At 44.5% G+C, this 19,152-nt stretch carries 16 protein-coding genes and 1 tRNA gene; 14 read left to right on the forward strand and 3 right to left on the reverse strand.

Annotation, left to right across the window (positions count from 1 at the left end; genetic code table 11):
* The first annotated feature begins 384 nt into the window (after positions 1 to 384).
* The 7 genes from trpE to B9Y67_RS04355 are packed head-to-tail and all read left to right on the forward strand — an operon-like array spanning position 385 to position 6,913.
* Positions 385 to 1,893, forward strand: coding sequence for an anthranilate synthase component I (gene trpE, locus B9Y67_RS04325; RefSeq protein ID WP_085505531.1), 1,509 nt, complete (start codon positions 385 to 387; stop codon positions 1,891 to 1,893).
* Positions 1,890 to 2,909, forward strand: a complete 1,020-nt coding sequence (gene trpD, locus B9Y67_RS04330; RefSeq protein ID WP_085505532.1) for an anthranilate phosphoribosyltransferase — start codon at positions 1,890 to 1,892, stop codon at positions 2,907 to 2,909. The genes trpE and trpD overlap by 4 nt, the downstream gene beginning before the upstream one ends.
* Positions 2,902 to 3,663, forward strand: coding sequence for an indole-3-glycerol phosphate synthase TrpC (gene trpC / locus B9Y67_RS04335; RefSeq protein ID WP_085505533.1), 762 nt, complete (start codon positions 2,902 to 2,904; stop codon positions 3,661 to 3,663). The genes trpD and trpC overlap by 8 nt, the downstream gene beginning before the upstream one ends.
* A complete protein-coding gene (locus B9Y67_RS04340) occupies positions 3,660 to 4,337 on the forward strand; it encodes a phosphoribosylanthranilate isomerase (protein ID WP_085505534.1) in 678 nt (225 codons plus the stop codon). Before trpC ends, B9Y67_RS04340 begins: the two co-directional genes overlap by 4 nt.
* The gene (gene trpB, locus B9Y67_RS04345; protein ID WP_085505535.1) at positions 4,297 to 5,490 is read left to right on the forward strand and encodes a tryptophan synthase subunit beta; all 1,194 of its coding nucleotides are present in this window, start codon (positions 4,297 to 4,299) and stop codon (positions 5,488 to 5,490) included. The genes B9Y67_RS04340 and trpB overlap by 41 nt, the downstream gene beginning before the upstream one ends.
* 1 nt (position 5,491) lies before the next feature.
* Positions 5,492 to 6,295 carry a tryptophan synthase subunit alpha gene (gene trpA, locus B9Y67_RS04350; RefSeq protein WP_085505536.1) on the forward strand — a complete coding sequence of 268 codons (804 nt, stop codon included), beginning with the start codon at positions 5,492 to 5,494 and terminating at the stop codon, positions 6,293 to 6,295.
* Between the two features lie 33 nt (positions 6,296 to 6,328).
* The gene (locus B9Y67_RS04355) at positions 6,329 to 6,913 is read left to right on the forward strand and encodes an anthranilate synthase component II (protein ID WP_085505537.1); all 585 of its coding nucleotides are present in this window, start codon (positions 6,329 to 6,331) and stop codon (positions 6,911 to 6,913) included.
* A gap of 51 nt (positions 6,914 to 6,964) precedes the next feature.
* Here B9Y67_RS04355 and B9Y67_RS04360 read toward each other — a convergent pair whose 3' ends face one another.
* Positions 6,965 to 7,306 (reverse strand): YflT domain-containing protein, encoded by a 342-nt coding sequence (locus B9Y67_RS04360; protein ID WP_085505538.1) that lies wholly within the window; start codon positions 7,304 to 7,306, stop codon positions 6,965 to 6,967.
* Positions 7,307 to 7,469: 163 nt separating this feature from the next.
* Between B9Y67_RS04360 and B9Y67_RS04365 the strand changes: the two genes are divergently transcribed.
* Positions 7,470 to 7,542: transfer RNA gene (locus B9Y67_RS04365), tRNA-Ala, on the forward strand.
* A gap of 229 nt (positions 7,543 to 7,771) precedes the next feature.
* Here B9Y67_RS04365 and B9Y67_RS04370 read toward each other — a convergent pair.
* Positions 7,772 to 8,257 (reverse strand): hypothetical protein, encoded by a 486-nt coding sequence (locus B9Y67_RS04370; RefSeq protein WP_085505539.1) that lies wholly within the window; start codon positions 8,255 to 8,257, stop codon positions 7,772 to 7,774.
* 306 nt (positions 8,258 to 8,563) lie between these two features.
* Here B9Y67_RS04370 and B9Y67_RS04375 point away from each other — a divergent pair, with 306 nt between their 5' ends.
* The 5 genes from B9Y67_RS04375 (at position 8,564) to lpdA (ending at position 15,330) form a co-directional block, all read left to right on the forward strand.
* Positions 8,564 to 10,372, forward strand: coding sequence for a sigma-54-dependent Fis family transcriptional regulator (locus B9Y67_RS04375; RefSeq protein ID WP_085505540.1), 1,809 nt, complete (start codon positions 8,564 to 8,566; stop codon positions 10,370 to 10,372).
* 196 nt (positions 10,373 to 10,568) lie between these two features.
* Positions 10,569 to 11,579, forward strand: coding sequence for a thiamine pyrophosphate-dependent dehydrogenase E1 component subunit alpha (locus B9Y67_RS04380; protein ID WP_085505541.1), 1,011 nt, complete (start codon positions 10,569 to 10,571; stop codon positions 11,577 to 11,579).
* 3 nt (positions 11,580 to 11,582) lie between these two features.
* Positions 11,583 to 12,617, forward strand: a complete 1,035-nt coding sequence (locus tag B9Y67_RS04385; RefSeq protein ID WP_085505542.1) for an alpha-ketoacid dehydrogenase subunit beta — start codon at positions 11,583 to 11,585, stop codon at positions 12,615 to 12,617.
* 38 nt (positions 12,618 to 12,655) lie between these two features.
* Entirely contained in the window at positions 12,656 to 13,924 is a 1,269-nt protein-coding gene (locus B9Y67_RS04390) for a dihydrolipoamide acetyltransferase family protein (protein ID WP_085505543.1), read from the forward strand.
* A 17-nt stretch (positions 13,925 to 13,941) separates the two neighbouring features.
* Positions 13,942 to 15,330: a dihydrolipoyl dehydrogenase gene (gene lpdA, locus B9Y67_RS04395; RefSeq protein WP_085505544.1), complete on the forward strand. Its 1,389-nt coding sequence runs from the start codon at positions 13,942 to 13,944 to the stop codon at positions 15,328 to 15,330.
* A gap of 140 nt (positions 15,331 to 15,470) precedes the next feature.
* Here the strand turns inward: lpdA and B9Y67_RS04400 are convergent, their stop codons facing one another.
* Positions 15,471 to 16,382 carry a LysR family transcriptional regulator gene (locus tag B9Y67_RS04400; RefSeq protein ID WP_085505652.1) on the reverse strand — a complete coding sequence of 304 codons (912 nt, stop codon included), beginning with the start codon at positions 16,380 to 16,382 and terminating at the stop codon, positions 15,471 to 15,473.
* A 244-nt stretch (positions 16,383 to 16,626) separates the two neighbouring features.
* Here B9Y67_RS04400 and B9Y67_RS04405 point away from each other — a divergent pair, with 244 nt between their 5' ends.
* Positions 16,627 to 18,804 carry a malate synthase G gene (locus B9Y67_RS04405; protein ID WP_085505545.1) on the forward strand — a complete coding sequence of 726 codons (2,178 nt, stop codon included), beginning with the start codon at positions 16,627 to 16,629 and terminating at the stop codon, positions 18,802 to 18,804.
* Positions 18,805 to 19,152: the final 348 nt, after the last annotated feature.

Below are 19,152 nucleotides of genomic sequence, written 5' to 3' on the forward strand. Positions count from 1 at the left end.
TATAAAGAAATACCAAGCATCCCCAACCACCCCATCCGAAGGATGGGAGAAACCCCCCCAAACCTCCAAATCGTTACTATCGTAACGGAAACAAACTATCTCGAAACTGAGTCTTCAAGAAAAGGGAGCTTTAACAGAACATATTATTTAAATTGTCAGAACTTTTGGTTGACATACAGCGTAGTATTCTTTAAACTAACAAACAAGTTAGAGTTGAGAGACGAGAATGAGTGAGCTGAGTTGAGGTAATTGGATGAGTTGAGCCGAGCGAGTAGAGGGACATCAGGGAGAGCCTGAACTGTTGCCTGTACCAAACCTTCTTTTATCATCCACTTTTTACCCTCCAACTCTCATTCTCCATAACAATTATGGAGAGGTGAGGACATGACCACACGCGAAGCTTTTCTAAAAGCTGCACGCACATATCAGACAATCCCTGTAACGGAATCATTTTATACGGATACTTTGACTCCGATTCATATGTTCCAGGCTTTGAAAGACGAAGCTGTCTATATGCTGGAGAGTCAGGATCCAGAATCCCCATGGTCCAATTTTTCCTTCATCGGCATTGAACCGATGCTGGAAGTTGAGCAGGATGGGGAGATATTTCATATTAAAGATTTACAAAAAGCACAGGTGATGGAAGCTCCTGATTTGAAGGAAGCCTTCGATCGCTCATTGGAGTATTTGAAGGTAAAGGAACCAGAGGTCGCTGTCCCGTTTCGTGGTGGCGCGGTCGGTTATATCGCGTATGATGCTATTTCTGATATAGAGCCTGTTCCCGAGGCAATTGAAGACGATATTCCGATCTCGAACTATCACCTGTTGTTTTGCCAGACGCTCATTGCTTATAACCATAAAACGAAAGAAACCACAATTATGCAGTTTGCGCGGTTGGAAGATGATGATAAACCAGAAGATAAATTCCTTCAGGCGAGAAACCGTATCAAAGAACTTAGTGATCAGCTGATGACCAACGGGTTTGTACATGACCTGATGCTGACGAACGATGAAGAATCTCACGAAGAAATCCAATTGAAAAGCAACTATTCGCATGAATCATTTCTTGAAGATGTAGAAAAAGTGAAAAATTATATCCATGCAGGAGATATTTTTCAAGCGGTCCTTTCCCAACGGTTCGAAGCGGAAACCACACTTGGGGGATTTCAGCTCTACAGGGTATTAAGGAAAGTGAATCCATCCCCTTATATGTTTTATTTGAAATTCGGTGAGTTAGAAGTGATCGGCAGCTCCCCGGAGCGATTGTTAGAAGTCCGGGATGGGGAATTAGAAATTCACCCGATTGCCGGGACGAGAAAGCGGGGGATGACTGAGGAAGAAGATGAATCCCTGGCTAATGAACTCCTTGCAGATGAAAAAGAACGGGCCGAGCACCGGATGCTTGTCGATCTAGCCCGGAATGATATCGGACGGGTAGCGGAGTACGGGTCCGTTAAGGTGCCTGAGTTCATGGTCATCGGACGTTTTTCCAAGGTGATGCATATCATCAGTAAAGTGACCGGAAAGCTTCGCAGCGGAATCCATCCGCTAGAGGCTTTATACTCGGCATTCCCGGCTGGGACATTATCCGGTGCGCCGAAAGTACGGGCGATGCAGATATTAAGGGAACTGGAACCAACGCCAAGACACCTTTACGGAGGAGGCATTCTTTACCTTGGGTATGACGGGAACATTGATTCCTGTATCACTATAAGGACAATGACCCTTTATAAAGGAAAAGCTTATATCCAGGCGGGGGCGGGAGTTGTAGCAGACTCCGACCCGCAAAGCGAATATGAGGAAACATTAAATAAAGCGAGTGCATTAAAGAAGACGATAGAATTAGCTGAGAAAACATTTGAGAAGAGCAGAGAAGGAGTGGAGCAGAGATGAAAGAATTATTGAAACGTGTCGTTGAAGGAGAAAAGCTTGGGGAACAGGACGCCTTTGATTTGATGAACCAGATTATGCAGGGGAAAGTCTCTACAGGACAATTGATGAGTGTATTGAGCGTACTGCGTTACCGTGGGGAAACAATCGAGGAGATGACGGGCTTTGCCAGAGCGATGCGAAGCAATATGCTGAAAATGGATCTCGAAGATGACGCGGTCATTGATACTTGCGGAACTGGTGGAGATGGCAGCTCGACCTTTAATATTTCTACAGCAGTAGCTATTGTCCTTGCCGCAATGGGTGTAAAGGTTGCAAAGCATGGCAACCGTAAAGTTTCCTCCAAAAGTGGCAGCGCCGATGTGCTAGAGTTATTAGGAATGCCTTTAGAGGTTACTCCGGAGGAAGGCAAGCGAGCGCTGAACGAAAAGCGGATGACGTTTTTATATGCACCGACTTACCATCAGGCGATGAAACACGCCGTACCTGCAAGACAGGAGCTTGGATTCCGGACTGTCTTCAACTTGCTTGGGCCGATTTCCAATCCTGCGCAGACGAAACGTCAGCTGATTGGTATCTATGATACGAATCACGGAGAAAAACTGGCAGGTACGTTAAAGGCACTTGGATCCAAACACGTACTATTGGTGACTGGCCGTGATGGACTGGACGAAATAACCATTACCGGAGAAACCGATATCGTGGAATTGAAAGATGGAGAGATTACGAGGTTTACTGTGAGCCCGGAAGAGGTGGGGCTGAGACGAGGCAAGCTGGAGGATATCCAAATTTCCCATCCGACAGAAAGTGCCGCTATCATTGAAGATATCGTCTATAACAAAGCGAATGACAGCGCCAGGGACATCGTACTGATGAACGCGGCAGCTGGATTATATATTGCCGGACAGGCGGATAGCATCCAGGCAGGGGTAGCGCAGGTGAAAAAAGCGCTTGAGGAAGATGTTGTAAGGGAATACTTTGAAGCAATCACACATACAAAGGAGCAGAAATATGCTTGATACAATTCTCGCTATCAAACAACAAGAAATAGAAAAAACCTTATTACCAGATAAACAGAATACGACACGCCATTCCTTGCGTGGTGCGATAAGAAATTCCCCCCACCTTGCCGGTTTGATTGCAGAAGTGAAGAAGGCATCGCCATCGAAAGGAATCATCCGTGATGACTTCAATCCCGTCGTCATCGCGCGGGAATATGAGAAAGCGGGAGCGCAGGCGATATCTGTATTGACCGATCAGCATTTCTTCCAGGGGCACCGTGACTTTTTAAGTGATATTAAAAAGGTAGTGGAGCTGCCGGTATTGCGTAAAGATTTCATCATCGACCCTATCCAGGTCGAAGAAAGCGACCGTATCGGAGCGGATGCGATCCTTTTGATCGGAGAAGCATTGGAACCAAAGCAGCTTCATGAACTTTATGATCATGCCGAGTCACTTGGGATGGAAGCTCTCGTAGAAGTTCATTCAGGAGAGACGCTGGAAGGGATTTTAGAAGTTTTTACACCGAAAATTATCGGTATCAATAATCGGAATCTTAAAACCTTTGAAACTACATTGGAACAGACGAAGAAAATTGCCCCAATGGTGCCAGAAGAGAGTCTGCTAGTTTCGGAAAGCGGCATCTTCACCTATGAGGATATCGAACAGGTCGTATCTGTTGGAGCGGAAGGTATCCTGGTTGGTGAAGCGCTGATGAGACAGAATAACCTCAATCAAGCGGTGAACCGTTTGATGGGGGGCGTCCGCTCATGACCGAACCGTTAGTGAAACTATGTGGGAACCGCTCAAAGCAGGACTTAGCCTATAGTGCAGACTCGCAGGCGACTCATCTTGGTTTCATCTTCGTACAAGGAACAAAACGGTATGTCCGTCCTGAGCTTGTCGGACGCTGGATAAATGAAATCAAACCACAGCAAAAACTGGTTGGTGTTTTTGTCGAACCGACACTTGAAGAATTGGAAATCGCTTTACACTACGTCCCACTCGACATCATCCAGTTACATGGCAATGAAACGGTTTCTGAAGTACTGCAAATCAAAGAACATTTTGCTGTACCGGTTTATAAAGTCATCCACCACGCTGATTTTGGCGTGGATTATATGCACTTATTCAAAGGAGCAGTTGATGGATTTGTAGTAGATTCCAAAGTGAAAGGTGCCTATGGCGGAACCGGCGTGCGATTTGATTGGGAAGCAATCCCGGCGTATAGGAAAGAAGCAGAGCACCAGAGGGTTCCGTGTCTGATTGCTGGCGGTATTACCGATGAAAATGCAGCAGAAGTACTAAACTACCACCCGGGAGGGATAGACCTTTCCAGTGGGACTGAAACGGACAATAAAAAAGATCGAAATAAAATTCAAGCGCTGATGAGAGAGGTGGAAAACTATGGAACAAGTATATCCAGATCAAAAAGGGCGGTACGGTGACTTTGGTGGAAAATATGTACCGGAAACCTTGATGGCTCCATTACAGGAGCTCGAAGAAGCGCTTGATGAAGCGATGGCTGACAGAGAGTTTATCACAGAATATCACCGCGTATTAGAAAAGTATGCAGGAAGACCGACGGCACTTACTTATGCAGATAAAGTGACCGAGATGCTCGGTGGAGCCAGGATTTATTTAAAGCGGGAGGATTTGCTCCATACTGGTGCCCATAAATTAAATAACGCCATTGGTCAGGCATTGCTTGCGAAAAGGATGGGCAAACAAAAAATCATTGCAGAAACGGGAGCAGGACAGCATGGTGTAGCGTCTGCGACGGTGGCTGCTAAATTCGGATTGGAATGTAAAGTGTTCATGGGGGAAGAAGATATCCGCCGCCAGGAGCCGAATGTTTTTCGGATGAAAATGCTTGGGGCAGAAGTGATTCCTGTCTCCAGTGGACGAGGCACCTTGAAGGATGCAACCAATGAGGCGATTCGTTACTGGGTTGCCAACTGTGAAGATACCTTTTATTTGATCGGTTCTGTTGTTGGACCGCACCCTTACCCACGGATGGTCCGTGATTTCCAGCGGATTATCGGTGATGAATCCAAGCGTCAGTTTCTTGAAGGAGAGCCAACCCTGCCGGATTATATTTATGCCTGTGTCGGCGGCGGGAGCAACGCCATCGGTATGTTCCATCCTTTCCTGGAAGATGATGTGGAGCTTGTCGGCGTTGAAGCGGCTGGAAAAGGCATAGATACGTCGGAGCATGCCGCGACATTGACGAAGGGAGATCGCGGTGTTATTCATGGTTCGTTGACGTTCCTGTTGCAGGATGAGCATGGACAAATTACCGAGCCATACTCGATTTCCGCAGGACTCGACTATCCAGGCATCGGCCCGGAGCACGCTTATTTGTTCGACTCCAAACAGGTACGCTATGAAGCGGTTACCGATGAGGAAGCGATGAACGCATTGAAGCTGCTGACCGAGACGGAAGGCATCATTCCTGCTGTGGAAAGCGCCCATGCCTTAGCACAGGCTTTCAAAGAAGCAAAAGACATGTCACCGGATAAAACGATTCTTATCAATCTGTCGGGACGTGGAGATAAAGACCTGGCTACGATTATGAATCATTTCAAGGGGGAGGAATAATATGCTGACACAAACTTCATTCCAAGGGAAATTGAACAAGACAGAAGACTTGTTCATCCCATTCATTGAAGCAGGCGATCCTACTCCTGAGGTGACGATTGAGCTCGCTTTGAAACTCCAGGAGGCTGGTGCTGATATTTTGGAATTAGGAATTCCTTATTCCGATCCATTGGCCGATGGGCCGACAATCCAGCGGGCGGCGAAACGGGCTCTGGACAATGGCATGTCTTTGCAACAGGCAATTGAATTGATTCCAGAAATGCGTGAAAAGGGACTGGAGATACCAGTTGTCGTCTTCACGTATTATAATCCAGTTCTCCGTATTGGAGAGGAAAAGTTTTTTAAACTATTGGAGGAACATGGAGCAGAAGGTGTATTGATTCCAGACTTGCCACATGAAGAAAGCGAGTCTGTCAGAGACCTGGCTTTAAAGCACGATATTGAATATATTTCATTAGTTGCTCCTAATTCAGAAGAGCGGATTCAAAAGATAGCATCGGAAGCACGTGGATTCCTTTATTGCGTATCCACACTTGGCGTTACTGGAGGCGAAAACCAGCTGTCGTCGGAAGTCACCGACTTTATCCGGAAAGTGAAGGAGCACAGTCCTGTTCCTGTTGCCGTTGGCTTTGGCATTTCGACGAATGAAGATGTCCGAATGATTCGGGACCATGCCGACGGTGTCATTATCGGAAGTAAAATCATTCGGCTGGTGGAAGCAGAAGTAGAAAATTTAAAAGATGATAGCAAGCGTCAGGAAGCCCTGGATCGTTTTTATGAGAATGTACGTGAACTAGTCGAGTAGTAGAGGAGGAAGAGCGGAGAGGAGCTGAGCAATATGATTTACATGATTGACCATTATGATTCCTTTACCTATAACATTGTGCAATATCTCGGCGAGCTTGGGGAAGAAATTCTTGTCCGTCGTAATGATAAGGTAAGCCTGGAAGAGATAAAAAATCTTCAGCCTGATTTGATTTTTCTTTCACCGGGACCATGTTCACCGAGCGATGCGCCGATGACGTTAGAGGTCATCGATGAGTTTAAAGGTAAAATCCCCATTTTCGGTGTCTGTCTTGGACATCAGGCCATCGCCCAGGCATTCGGCGCGGAAGTGGTACAGACGGAAAAGTTGATGCATGGCAAATCATCTTACATCCATCACGAGGAAAAAGGAATTTACGAGGGGCTGATATCCCCGATGGAAGCCATGCGCTACCATTCTTTGATTGTCGATATGGAAAGTCTGCCAAAAACCTTTGATTTAACTGCTGTAACAGTAGACGGAGAAATCATGGGTATCCGGCATAAAGAGTATCCGATCGAAGGTGTCCAATTTCACCCGGAATCTATCGGGACGCTTGAAGGAAAACAATTGATGAAAAATATGCTGAACCAGTATATTAAAGTTCCCGTTAAATAAAGCGAAGCGGAGGTTGCTAGCAATAGAACCCTCCGCTTCTTGTTTCTTTTATTAAAATTTAACATCTTCTTCATTCGTTACAACTAATAACGTTTTTCCTTTTTCTAATTCTTTATGGAGTTCCTTAGCCGTAGATTGCTCGAAACCAATTTCTTTCATCTTGGAGAGCAGTTTATCATCTTTACCACGGAAGACATTTTTCGTTGCTGTACCAAGACCAGTTTCGCTTACACCAATCTTATTAGCGTCGGTTTGCCTTTTCGCTCGTCTGACATGGTCATTGTCATGGGAAAGAATATAGATGTTATCCTCATCGACCCCATGTTTCTTGATTCGGTCGATGGATTCACCCATTTTTTCGTCATCACCAAAGATTTGATAGTTCGGTTGCATCGATATCGCCTCCTTAGAAAGAGCGTTTCCCGGTGATGGAACAACATAAACAATGAAGAAAGTCCCGTTATAGAATTAAAATTAGCAGTTTTTTCATTTTCCTCTTGATAAAAATAGGAATGTCGTTATATAATACTGATTGTCGAGTTAAAAATTGAATTACGGGGCATTAGCTCAGCTGGGAGAGCGCTTCGCTGGCAGCGAAGAGGTCAGCGGTTCGAGCCCGCTATGCTCCACTTATAAACCCTTGTTTGTTTACAAGGGTTTTTCTATTGCATTTATTTTCCTCATAAAAAAACCAACCAGATTTCATTGGTTGGTTTTCTTGCTTAAGAAAGCAGCACTATACTGGCGCCAGGGGTAGGCGCCAATGTGGTGCTGTCATTCTTTTTATAAATTTTATCAGATCAGGACATGAATATAGTTAATGTAATCGATTTAATATTAAAATTACATAACTTTCCCTTATTTACGCTGTCCTCCCTGGGCAACCTGCTTTCGTTCAAAATCTCTTACGGTTGAATCTTTACGAAAAGGAATGAATTCCTTGTTAAACTCCTCTTTGTCTGTCTCTGCGTTTGTGTCATTTTGATGCGTTCTATCAACCTTTGGAGTTTCCTCTTTTGAATCGTCCTGCATCCCTGCTATCCATGTTTCGAACGGATAGGTGCCGCGGTCGATGATGACACAAAGGTCCTCTAGTGTCTGGGTCAATGCCGCTAAACAATCAAGTCCGTTCTTCAGCAAAATCCCTTTTCTTTTTGCTTTCTCTACAGAATGTTCCAAACGATAGGAATGATCTTTGTAATCGAATTCTATATAACAACTGCTGCGATCCCAATTAAAATGGTAGTCACCAATCTTTAGACGTTTCATTACTTCTACTAATCTTTTTTCACTTGTATCCTGGTCTTTATAGGGCAGCCATTTGAAAAGACTATTCTTCAACATACTTACACCCTTTCATAGTGTCTTAAGTTTTTATGCATACTGCTTAATTTCGACAAACCGACAAAAAATTCCTTTTATATTCGTTTTACATTTATCGATTTTTTTTTACAAAAGTCGGGAAATGAACTCATCTTCAAGCTGCTAAACCCTTTATGCGCAGTATTTTAATAGTTTGAGAATTTTGTAGGAATTTTCAGAAATATAAGTAGTTACAAGGAGGAACCAGAGCAATTTTAATCGAATATTAGAAGTAGAATGCTCTCTTGCTGACTAACTTTAATACCATTCAAAGAGGTGAAGTATCCCGTGGTGGAACAAATCACAAAAGGTGATTGGAGACGTTTTGTCCAGGAAGGTGTATTGGATGATTCACGTATCAATGAGCGGATTCAAACTTCGTGGAACCATTGCAGACGACTTGGGGTCGATCCTTACAACGGGAAAGGCACCCACTTGTTGTCTTATGATGCGTTACAGAAGCGGAGAAGAGAAAATAGCCGGTTAATACAGTTGGCAGAACCGTTTATCAAAAAGCTTGCAGCTATGTACCATGATTCTAATGTGATTTTGCTCCTTGTCGATCGTGAGGGCTATGTACTAAGGATGGCAGGGGAAGAACAAGTGAAAGCCACGGCAAGTCAGATAAATTTTACAGAGGGTGTGAAATGGACGGAAGAACAAGTCGGAACGAATGCAATAGGAACAGCATTGGCAATTGGTGAACCCATCGCCATCAATGGGATGGAACATTTTTCAGTAGCATCGCAAACATGGGGATGTTCCGCTGCGCCGATTAAAGATGAGAATGGCGATGTGATTGGTGCTTTGGACATCTCAAGTCCTTATATTCCCGAGCACTATCAACATGTGCTTGCGACAGTTGTGGCAGCTGCGTATGCGATTGAAAGCAAGTGGCAGCATATGATGAAGGAAGAAGAGCTTGAGTTATTCCATTTTGGATTGAAAGAAGAAAGAGGCAGTGACCGTTCCTTCATGCTTTATAATCGTAATCACCAGTTGGTTTACGCATCCCCTGCCATTACAAATGGTCCTGCTGCCATTTCTGAATTACCGACAAACCACAAAAAGTCTCCTGTATACGCAAAAGATTCAAGAGAAATCATAGGGCATCTAATCACTTTAACAAATCATAAAAAATCACCTGCAGTCGAAGGCTGGAACTCCTCGTTCCAATTTCAGGGTGTAGCCGGGAAAAGCAGCGCATTTCAAAAAGTAATAGATCGTGCGAAAAAGGCTGCTGATAAGAATGTCACCATTCATATTACTGGAGACACAGGGACAGGAAAAGAAGTGATGGCAAGATCGCTTCATGATTGCAGTAAATCCAAAGGCCCGTTTGTTGCGGTCAATTGTGGTGCCATACCTGAAAACCTGTTGGAAAGCGAACTGTTTGGTTATACAGGAGGAGCATTCACTGGTGCTCAAAAGGGTGGTTATGAAGGGAAAATAGTACAAGCCAATGGTGGCACTTTATTTTTGGATGAAATTGGTGACATCTCAGTAAAAACACAGGTTGCTCTACTGCGTACGCTCCAGGAAAAAAAGGTAGTGCCTATTGGCGGTAAAAAGCCGATACCTGTCTCATTCCGTCTCATTACAGCAACCAATAGGTCCCTTGGAGCGCTCGTTAAGAAAGGGCAATTCAGGGAAGATCTTTATTATCGAATCTATGTCTATCCTCTTCACATGCCGCCGCTTAAAAGCAGGTTGTCGGATATTCCTGACTTAGTTGATTATTATTTTGGGAAACAAAATTGGCCATTCACCTGGAGTAAAGAAGCTATTCGTGCTTTGCAAAGCTACCATTGGCCAGGGAATATCCGGGAGCTTTTTAATGTATTGGAAGGTATTTATACAGAATATGGTGAGCAATCACCAGAACCTTCAGAAGTTGAAACCTATATTCGGCAAATTACTCCATATGAAAGGGAAGACAGCTTTTGTGTTGAATTGTCCACACGTGAGCAGATGGAAAAGGAGTATATTGAAAAAGCGTTAAGACAGCACGGAGGAAAAGCTTCGGCCGCTGCCCGGCAGCTTGGGATACCCCGCAGCACTTTTTATCGGAAATTGAAAAAATACAATCTAGGATAATGGAACATATTGAGACAGAATGAGACAGTTTCCCGATTTGTCTCAGTTTCCAGTCGAAATTTAATAGATGAATGTTTAAAAACGCTTATTATGTAAGCGTTTTCTTTTTTGGCATGAAACTTGCAACAGTTAAAAGTAGAACGCTCCATAGGCAATTTCCGTTAGAGCGTTACAAAAATTAAGGAGGGCGACGTGTATGAGAGTGTCGGAAGTCCAGCAAGAAGCACTGACAGCTGAAAAAGCCAAATGGATGTATCAGAAGATGGTAGAGATTCGTCGGTTTGAAGATCAGGTCCATGAAACATTCAGTACAGGAACCATACCCGGATTCGTGCATCTATATGCTGGGGAAGAGGCGGTTGCGGTCGGCGTTTGTTCCCATTTAGATGACAAGGACTACATTACGAGTACACACCGTGGACATGGACATTGTATTGCTAAAGGGTGCGACTTGAAAGGCATGATGGCAGAAATCTATGGAAAAGCCACGGGCTTATGTAAAGGAAAGGGCGGCTCCATGCACATTGCCGATGTCAGTAAAGGGATGCTTGGAGCAAATGGAATTGTAGGCGGTGGTTTCCCGCTGGCGACTGGCGCAGGGTTATCAGCAAAGTTGAGAAAAACTGGCGGGGTTGCGGTTTGCTTCTTTGGTGATGGTGCCAACAACCACGGAACTTTCCATGAAGGAATCAACCAGGCAGCAATCTGGAACCTTCCTGTCATTTTTGTAGCGGAAAACAATGGATATGGAGAATCAACACCTTTTGAATATGCCTCCAGCTGTAAATCGATTGCTGATCGGGCAGTCGGATATAATATCCCGGGTGAAACGGTGGACGGAAAAGATACGATGGCCGTATATGAAGCGGCACAAAGAGCGGTAGAACGTGCCCGTAATGGAGAAGGACCTAGTCTGATCGAGTGTGTCACCTATCGAAACTATGGACATTTTGAAGGCGATGCCCAGACCTATAAAACATCAGAGGAACGGGAGCAGCACCTGAATGAATTAGATGCAATTATTCGATTCCGGGAACATCTATTATCGAATAACCTTGCATCCGAGGATGAGCTCCACTCCATTGATGAAAACGTGCGGCAGGCCGTCGCAGATGCTGTGGAGTTTGCGGAGAAAAGCCCAATGCCGGAGGCCGATCAACTGATCACGGATGTGTACGTGAACTATAAACCAGGCGGGGAGGAATAAACGATGGCAAGACAAATTTCATTTGCTGATGCGATTAATGAAGCGATAAAGGAAACGATGAGAAACGATGAAAATGTTATTTTGCTGGGAGAAGATGTAGCCGGTGGAGCGGACCTTGATCATCTTGGAGATGAAGATGCCTGGGGCGGAGTAATGGGGGTTACAAAAGGCTTAGTCCAGGAATTTGGACGGGATCGGATTCTTGATACGCCAATTGCTGAAGCAGGATATGTTGGAGCTGCTGTAAGTGCTGCAGCCACTGGAATGCGGCCAATTGCTGAATTGATGTTTAATGACTTTATCGGCAGCTGTCTGGATGAAGTGATGAACCAGGGTGCGAAATTAAGGTACATGTTTGGCGGCCACGCGAAAATTCCTCTTGTAATCCGGACGATGCACGGAGCAGGATTTCGTGCAGCAGCTCAGCACTCGCAGACCCTTTATGGCATGTTTACCGCAATTCCAGGTGTCAAAGTTGTGGTCCCTTCCACCCCTGCTGATGCCAAAGGACTGCTGATTTCTGCTATAGAAGATGACGATATGGTAGTGTTCTTTGAAGATAAAACCCTATATAACGTCAAAGGGGAAGTACCAGAAGGACATTATACCATCCCGATTGGAAAGGCGGACATCAAACGTGCCGGGGACGACTTAACGATTGTGGCAATCGGAAAGCAAGTCAATACAGCGCTTGCTGCGGCTGAACAACTTGCCCAAAAAGGAATCGAAGCCGAAGTTGTTGATCCTAGGAGTCTTTCTCCATTGGATGAGAATTCAATTTTGAAATCCGTTCAGAAGACAAGCCGGCTGGTCATCGTCGATGAAGCCAACCCACGCTGCAACGCAGCAACCGACATTTCAGCATTGGTAGCTGATAAAGGTTTTGATTACCTCGATGCACCGATTAAGATGGTTACTGCACCTCACAGCCCGGTGCCGTTCTCGCCAGCTTTAGAAGACTTGTATTTGCCAACACCTGAAAAAATATTAGCCGTAGTTTCTGAATTGATAGATGATGAATCAATCGTAACTATCTAACTAGTTTTTAATCTGATGAAAGAAGGAGTGGGAATGCCATGGCGGAGAAAGTGGTGATGCCGAAATTCGGAATGAGCATGCAGGAGGGCACCATTGCTGAATGGTTGAAAAAGGAAAACGAACCAGTGAAGAAAGGGGAACCCCTGGTTACAATCAGCTCAGAGAAAATAACCAATGAATTAGAGGCTCCGGCGAATGGAGTAATCTTGAAAATTATGGCGAAAGAAGATGAAACGTTAAAAGTGGGCAATACATTAGCCTATATTGGAGAAGCAGGTGAAAATATCGACACTTCTTCTAATGAGGAAGACAAGCCTTCAACATCTTCTAAAGAAACATCAGCTGCAAGTGAGGTAGCAGCCACTGCTGTCATGACAGAGGAAAAACGGGCACCAGATACGGGTAAGAGAATTAAAATATCACCAGCTGCTAAAAAAATGGCGAAATCCAATGGAGTTCCAATGGAAGAATTAGTCGGGACAGGCCCGCAAGGACGGATTACCAAGCAGGACGTACAGAATTATTTAGACCAAAATTCAGCTGTTGAGGAAGAAAAGGAAGGTCTGGCAGCTGCACCGGCTTCTTCTCATGAACAACCTTCCCAGGACCATGCAAATTCCAAAGTAGCTCCAGCTAAAGGAATGAGGAAAGTAATTGCAGATCGAATGCATCAAAGTCTGCAGGAAAGCGCTCAGTTGACTCTGATGAAAAAGGCAGATATCACCGAGTTACAGGAAATTCAAAAACAAGCGAAACAGGAATTGCAAAAAACAGATGCCGACATTTCTCTAACATTGACAGCGTTTATTGCCAGGGCAACAGTAATGGCCTTAGGAAAACATAAAGCAGCTAACAGTGCTTATATCAATGATGAAATCCATACGTACGAAACGATTAATCTGGGAATGGCAACATCTTTAGATGATGGCCTGGTTGTTCCGGTCGTTTTTCAGGCTGAAAATAAAACCATCCTGGAGTTGGCGGAGAGTATATATACGCTAAGTAAAAAAGCAAGAGAAAACAGTCTTTCCAGTGATGAGATGAAGGGATCAACATTTACAATCACCAATTTAGGGGCGTCCGGAATTGAATACTTCACTCCGATCCTGAATACACCGGAAGCCGGGATTTTAGGAGTAGGAACCTATCAAAAATCGGTCGTATTCCAAGGCGGGGAAATAGCAGAACGAACCCTTTTACCCCTTAGCTTGACGTTCGATCACCGTGCCCTTGATGGAGATCCTGCCAGCTCCTTTTTGAATGAAATCGTCTATTATCTTGAGCATCCTTATCAAATGCTATTGTGAGAAAGGGAGAAATCAACATGCTTAATACGGATGTTCTCATTATTGGAGCCGGGCCAGGTGGTTATGTGGCAGCATTACGGGCAGCACAGCTTGGAATGAAGGTAACACTAGTGGAAAAAGAGAAGCTGGGAGGCACCTGCTTGAATGTCGGTTGCATTCCCTCTAAAGCACTGATCGAGGCGAGCCACTATGCCGCAATCCCGCAAAAAGCTGCAGCTGCAGGTGTGTATTATCCAGAAGCGAAGGTGGATTTCGCCGAATTGCAAGCCTGGAAAAATAATATTGTCAGGCAGCTGACCGACGGGGTTGCCGGATTGCTTCATCATCGAAATGTAAACGTGATACAAGGAGAAGCGGCTTTCCTTGACTCACATTCTGCAGCCATTTCTGGCACTGAATATAGGGTGGTGACTTTTGATTCTTGTATTATAGCTACAGGTTCAAAACCTGTAAATGTCCCTGCATTTCCTTTTGGAGAGCGAATTCTTTCTTCCGAAGGAGTTTTATCATTAAATGAAAAGCCCTCCTCCCTCGCTGTCATTGGAGGAGGGTACATCGGAATAGAACTGGGAACCATGTTTGCAAACTTCGGAACAGAGGTGATTATCCTTGAGGGACTTCCTTCAATACTTTCAGGTTTCTCATCAGAAATGAGCACACTTGTTCAGGAGGAGCTGAATGGAAGAAAGAACGTCGCCATTCATACCGATGCAAACGTCTCTAAAGTTGAAAACTCGACCGATGGCGTTGTGGTTAACTTTAATGCCCATGGGGAATCCAGGCAAATCTCAGCGGATTATGCGTTGGTCACTGTCGGAAGAAAACCGAACACAGAAGCCTTAGGCTTAGATAAAGCGGGAATTATTGCGACAGAGGAAGGGTTAATTCCTATAGATTCCGCTTGTCGAACCAATCAGTCCCACATTTTTGCTATTGGGGATGTAACCTCCGGCCAGGCTCTGGCTCACCGTGCCTCACTGCAAGGAAAGATTGCTGTAGAAACTATCATTGGAGACACGGTAGACCTATCCGATTATGTCATTCCGGCGGTGGTGTTTTCAGATCCGCCACTTGCTGCTGTCGGGCCTTCGAAAGAGGAATTAACTACATCCGGAGTTACAGTAGATGTCCATTATTTCCCTTTCAGCCATAATGGCCGGTCGCTAACCATGAATAACAGTAAAGGTTTTGTGAAGCTGCTGGTTGACTCACTTGACCAAACAATTCTGTCAGCAGAAGTGGCGGGGGAAGGGGCACCGGAGTTAATTAATGAGCTTGCTGTTGCTATTCAGTCTGGTCTTACCGCAGAAGATATTTCCCTTGTTGTCCATGCCCATCCGACTCTAGGGGAAAGTATCATGGAAGCTGCTGACAAAGCAATTGGTTTCCCTGTCCATAGCTTATGAGGTAAGTATAAAAATGAGGCGCTGCGTTTGCAGCGCCTTGTTAGCTTTTAATCATTGTGATTGTCCCCTCGTAACCTTTCTCTTTGATAGGGAAGCAGCCGTATCCGGTAACTCTGGCCCGATTTCTGCAGAATAAATCTTTAATTTACTGCAGAAACCAATTCTTTCTTTACTAATAATTGCTCTGCTGTTTCAATAAATTCTCTTACTGCAAATGGCAGGTATTTATTTTTCTTCCAAATCATCCCGAGTTCGAGGCTTGCGTTCGAATCGATCAGGGGGATGGAAACCAGGGAGCGATCCATTAATTCTGCAGCAATTTTTCCAGGAAGCAAAGCTACGCCTAACCTTGCCTCTACCATCTCAATCATAAAGTCACGCTGGGAACTGTGACAGACGACATTTGGGGTGAAACCTTTCTTTGCACATTCATCTATAATCCGATCGTGTAGCGTGAAGTCCTGACGGTACATAATGAAGGATTCGTTTTCTAAGGATGCCAGATCGATGTGTTTTTCCGATGCTAATGGGTGATCGTTGTGGACGACTAGTGTCAATGGATCGTTGATAACCTCAATCACGTCAAACAAATCTTCATTTTTACTTGGTAAATTGCAAACTAAACCGATGTCTAATGAGCCATCTTCCACTCCCTGTTTAATCATTTTTGATCCGACCTCGTTCAACAAAATTTCTACTTGTGGGTATTTTTCTTTATAGCACGTAATTACGCTGGAGAAAAAGGCGGCACCGATGATTGGAGGGATTCCGATTTTCACCTCACCTTTTTTCAAATCGATAACGTCATTCAGTTCCGAGTTGAGATTATGAAAAGCGTCCAGCACATTCTTTGCATTGACGAGCACAGCCTTACCGGCGTCAGTTAATACTAATTGTTTCGCGCGGTAGAAAAGCGGCACGCCCAATTCATCTTCCAGCTGTTTGATGGCTTTACTGAGAGACGGCTGCGATACATGCAAGGTGGAAGCAGCTTTCGTGAAGCTTAATTGTTTGGCTACCTCGGAAAAGTACTCCAGGTGACGAATATCCACATTGATCACTCCAGTTATATATTTTTTCACGCTGTAATAAAACAGTGGTTCTGCATTTTCTATTGTACTATAACTAAAAGGCATAATGTAAATTCCAAATATGTATTTTTGATATGTGCGCTTTTATTATAAGATAAAAGGTAACGAATGGATAGAAAATTCGGAATTTTAAATTGTTGTTCCTATGTTTTGGGTGTATATCCTGCTATCTGTTCCAACCATTCATTTTAAGGAGGAATTTACAGTGAAAGACTACGTTCAAATCGGTAATCTTCAAGTAGCTCCTGAACTTTATAATTTTATTAACGAAGAAGCAATCCCGGAAAGCGGGATCACAAGTGATAACTTTTGGGGCGGATTAGAAGCGATCATTTATAATTTAGCACCTGAGAATAAATCGTTACTGAATAAACGGGAAGAAATACAAAAGAAAATTGACAGCTGGCATAAAGAAAATAAATCTTTCGATGCTGGTAAATATAAAGCCTTTCTAAAAGAAATGAACTATCTGGAGCCGGAGGTCGACGATTTTCAGGTTACGACCCAAAATGTTGATGATGAAATCACGGTTCAGGCTGGACCACAGCTGGTCGTACCTGTAAATAATGCGCGTTATGCGATTAATGCTGCCAATGCTCGCTGGGGAAGCCTGTATGATGCTTTATACGGCACTGACGCGATCAGTGAAGATGAGGGAGCTGAAATCAAAGGAGACTACAATCCGGTTCGTGGGGACAAAGTCATTGCCTATTCCAAAGAATTTTTAGATGACACCGTCCCATTGAAAGGAACTTCCCATAAACAGGTAACCGTGTATAAAATAAATGACGGCAAGCTTACTGCTGAATTGGAGGATGGCAGTAATGCGGAACTTGAAGAACCATCCCAGTTCGCCGGATATGTCGGAAGCCCGGAAGAACCAGAGGCCGTACTGTTGAAAAACAATGGCATTCATCTTGAAGTTCAGGTAGATCGCAAGCATCCAATCGGCAGGTCTGACAAAGCTGGTGTGAAAGATGTGCTGGTGGAATCCGCCTTAACCACCATTATGGACTTTGAAGATTCTGTAACAGCGGTTGATGCCGAGGATAAAGTGCTTGTCTATCGAAATTACCTTGGTCTCTTGAAAGGAGACTTAAGTGTCTCTTTCCAAAAAGGCAAAAAAGAGATTACACGGAAGCTGAATCCCGACCGCTCCTATACGACACCAGATGGCGGGGAATTGACTCTGTCCGGACGTTCCTTGATGTTTGCGCGGAATGTAGGGCATCTGATGACCAATAATGCTGTATTGGATCAGAATGGAAAAGAAGTACCAGAGGGTATCCTGGACACGGTAATTACAGGTCTGCTTGCTAAACATGAGGTGCTTGGTAATGGTACTTATCAGAATTCACGTAAAGGATCTGTCTATATCGTTAAGCCGAAGATGCATGGTTCTGAGGAAGTGGCATTTGCAGAAGAACTATTCAGTCGGACCGAAGAGCTGCTTGGCTATGAACGAAATACATTGAAGATCGGTGTTATGGATGAAGAACGTCGTACGACATTAAACTTGAAAAACTGTATCAGCAAAGTTAAAGACAGAATCGCCTTTATTAATACTGGATTTTTAGACCGTACTGGCGATGAGATCCATACATCTATGGAAGCAGGACCAATGATTCGAAAAGGGGACATGAAAGGATCTGTCTGGCTTACCGGATATGAGAAGTCGAATGTCAGTGTCGGACTTGAAACAGGCTTCCGCAGGACAGCGCAGATCGGAAAAGGGATGTGGGCAATGCCGGATCTGATGGCTGCCATGCTGGAACAAAAAGACGGCCAATTGAAAGCAGGGGCAAGTACAGCCTGGGTACCTTCTCCGACAGCAGCAACTTTGCATGCCCTTCATTATCATAAAGTCGATGTCTCAGAAGTGCAGAACGAACTCGCTAAATCTCCTGGTAAGTATGAAGATGATATCCTGCAAATTCCGGTTGCTGAAAATCCAAACTGGAGCCAGGAAGAAATCCGGGAGGAATTGGATAATAACGCGCAGGGCATCCTCGGATATGTCGTCCGCTGGGTGGAACATGGCGTGGGATGTTCCAAGGTGCCGGATATCAATAATATCGATTTGATGGAGGACCGTGCGACCTTAAGAATTTCCAGTCAGCATATTGCCAACTGGCTGCATCACGGCATCTGCACAGAAGAGCAAGTGATGGAAACGTTGAAGCGGATGGCTAAGGTCGTCGATGAACAGAATGCAGGAGATGCAGATTACCGTCCAATGTCAGCTGATTATGATGAGTCTGTTGCCTTCCAGGCTGCTTGTGACCTGGTATTCAAAGGATGTGAACAGCCGAGCGGTTATACAGAGCCGATTCTTCACCGCCGTCGTATCGAAGCAAAATCCAAGGAGCCGGCAAACAAGTAAACGAACTGAACATGAGCCATTAACGATCCGTTAGTGGCTCCTTTTATAAAAATTTATTAATACAATGGTTTCCATCCTGATGGAAAAGTGGCGGGTCAGGGAAACGACTCGCTTTTCCGCGGGGAGAACGGCAATCCTCCTCAGGCCTTTAGTCATGCGGGGTCTTGCCAGTCCTTCCGTTCCCGCAGGAGTTTCGCCGTTTCCCTTCCCCTTTGCTAAGTTGGTAGTTGGAAACCTTTATAAAAAGTAAGGACTACTAAACTAATTTTTATTTTATTGGGATTAATGATGTTATTTACTAAAGAGGGTCGAAGACGAGCTTTGGAGACATTATAAATTTTTATTAAA

The organism is Thalassobacillus devorans, from assembly GCF_900176565.1.
GTDB lineage: Bacteria > Bacillota > Bacilli > Bacillales > Halobacillaceae > Thalassobacillus > Thalassobacillus devorans_A.

Coding starts and splice junctions, on each gene's coding strand:
- B9Y67_RS04385 (WP_085505542.1), top strand. CDS start 11,583: ATGGCAAGACAAATTTCATTTGCTGATGCGATTAATGAAGCGATAAAG.
- B9Y67_RS04340 (WP_085505534.1), top strand. CDS start 3,660: ATGACCGAACCGTTAGTGAAACTATGTGGGAACCGCTCAAAGCAGGAC.
- lpdA (WP_085505544.1), top strand. CDS start 13,942: ATGCTTAATACGGATGTTCTCATTATTGGAGCCGGGCCAGGTGGTTAT.
- trpB (WP_085505535.1), top strand. CDS start 4,297: ATGGAACAAGTATATCCAGATCAAAAAGGGCGGTACGGTGACTTTGGT.
- B9Y67_RS04370 (WP_085505539.1), bottom strand. CDS start 8,257: ATGTTGAAGAATAGTCTTTTCAAATGGCTGCCCTATAAAGACCAGGAT.
- trpA (WP_085505536.1), top strand. CDS start 5,492: ATGCTGACACAAACTTCATTCCAAGGGAAATTGAACAAGACAGAAGAC.
- trpE (WP_085505531.1), top strand. CDS start 385: ATGACCACACGCGAAGCTTTTCTAAAAGCTGCACGCACATATCAGACA.
- B9Y67_RS04390 (WP_085505543.1), top strand. CDS start 12,656: ATGGCGGAGAAAGTGGTGATGCCGAAATTCGGAATGAGCATGCAGGAG.
- trpD (WP_085505532.1), top strand. CDS start 1,890: ATGAAAGAATTATTGAAACGTGTCGTTGAAGGAGAAAAGCTTGGGGAA.
- B9Y67_RS04360 (WP_085505538.1), bottom strand. CDS start 7,306: ATGCAACCGAACTATCAAATCTTTGGTGATGACGAAAAAATGGGTGAA.
- B9Y67_RS04380 (WP_085505541.1), top strand. CDS start 10,569: ATGAGAGTGTCGGAAGTCCAGCAAGAAGCACTGACAGCTGAAAAAGCC.
- B9Y67_RS04355 (WP_085505537.1), top strand. CDS start 6,329: ATGATTTACATGATTGACCATTATGATTCCTTTACCTATAACATTGTG.
- trpC (WP_085505533.1), top strand. CDS start 2,902: ATGCTTGATACAATTCTCGCTATCAAACAACAAGAAATAGAAAAAACC.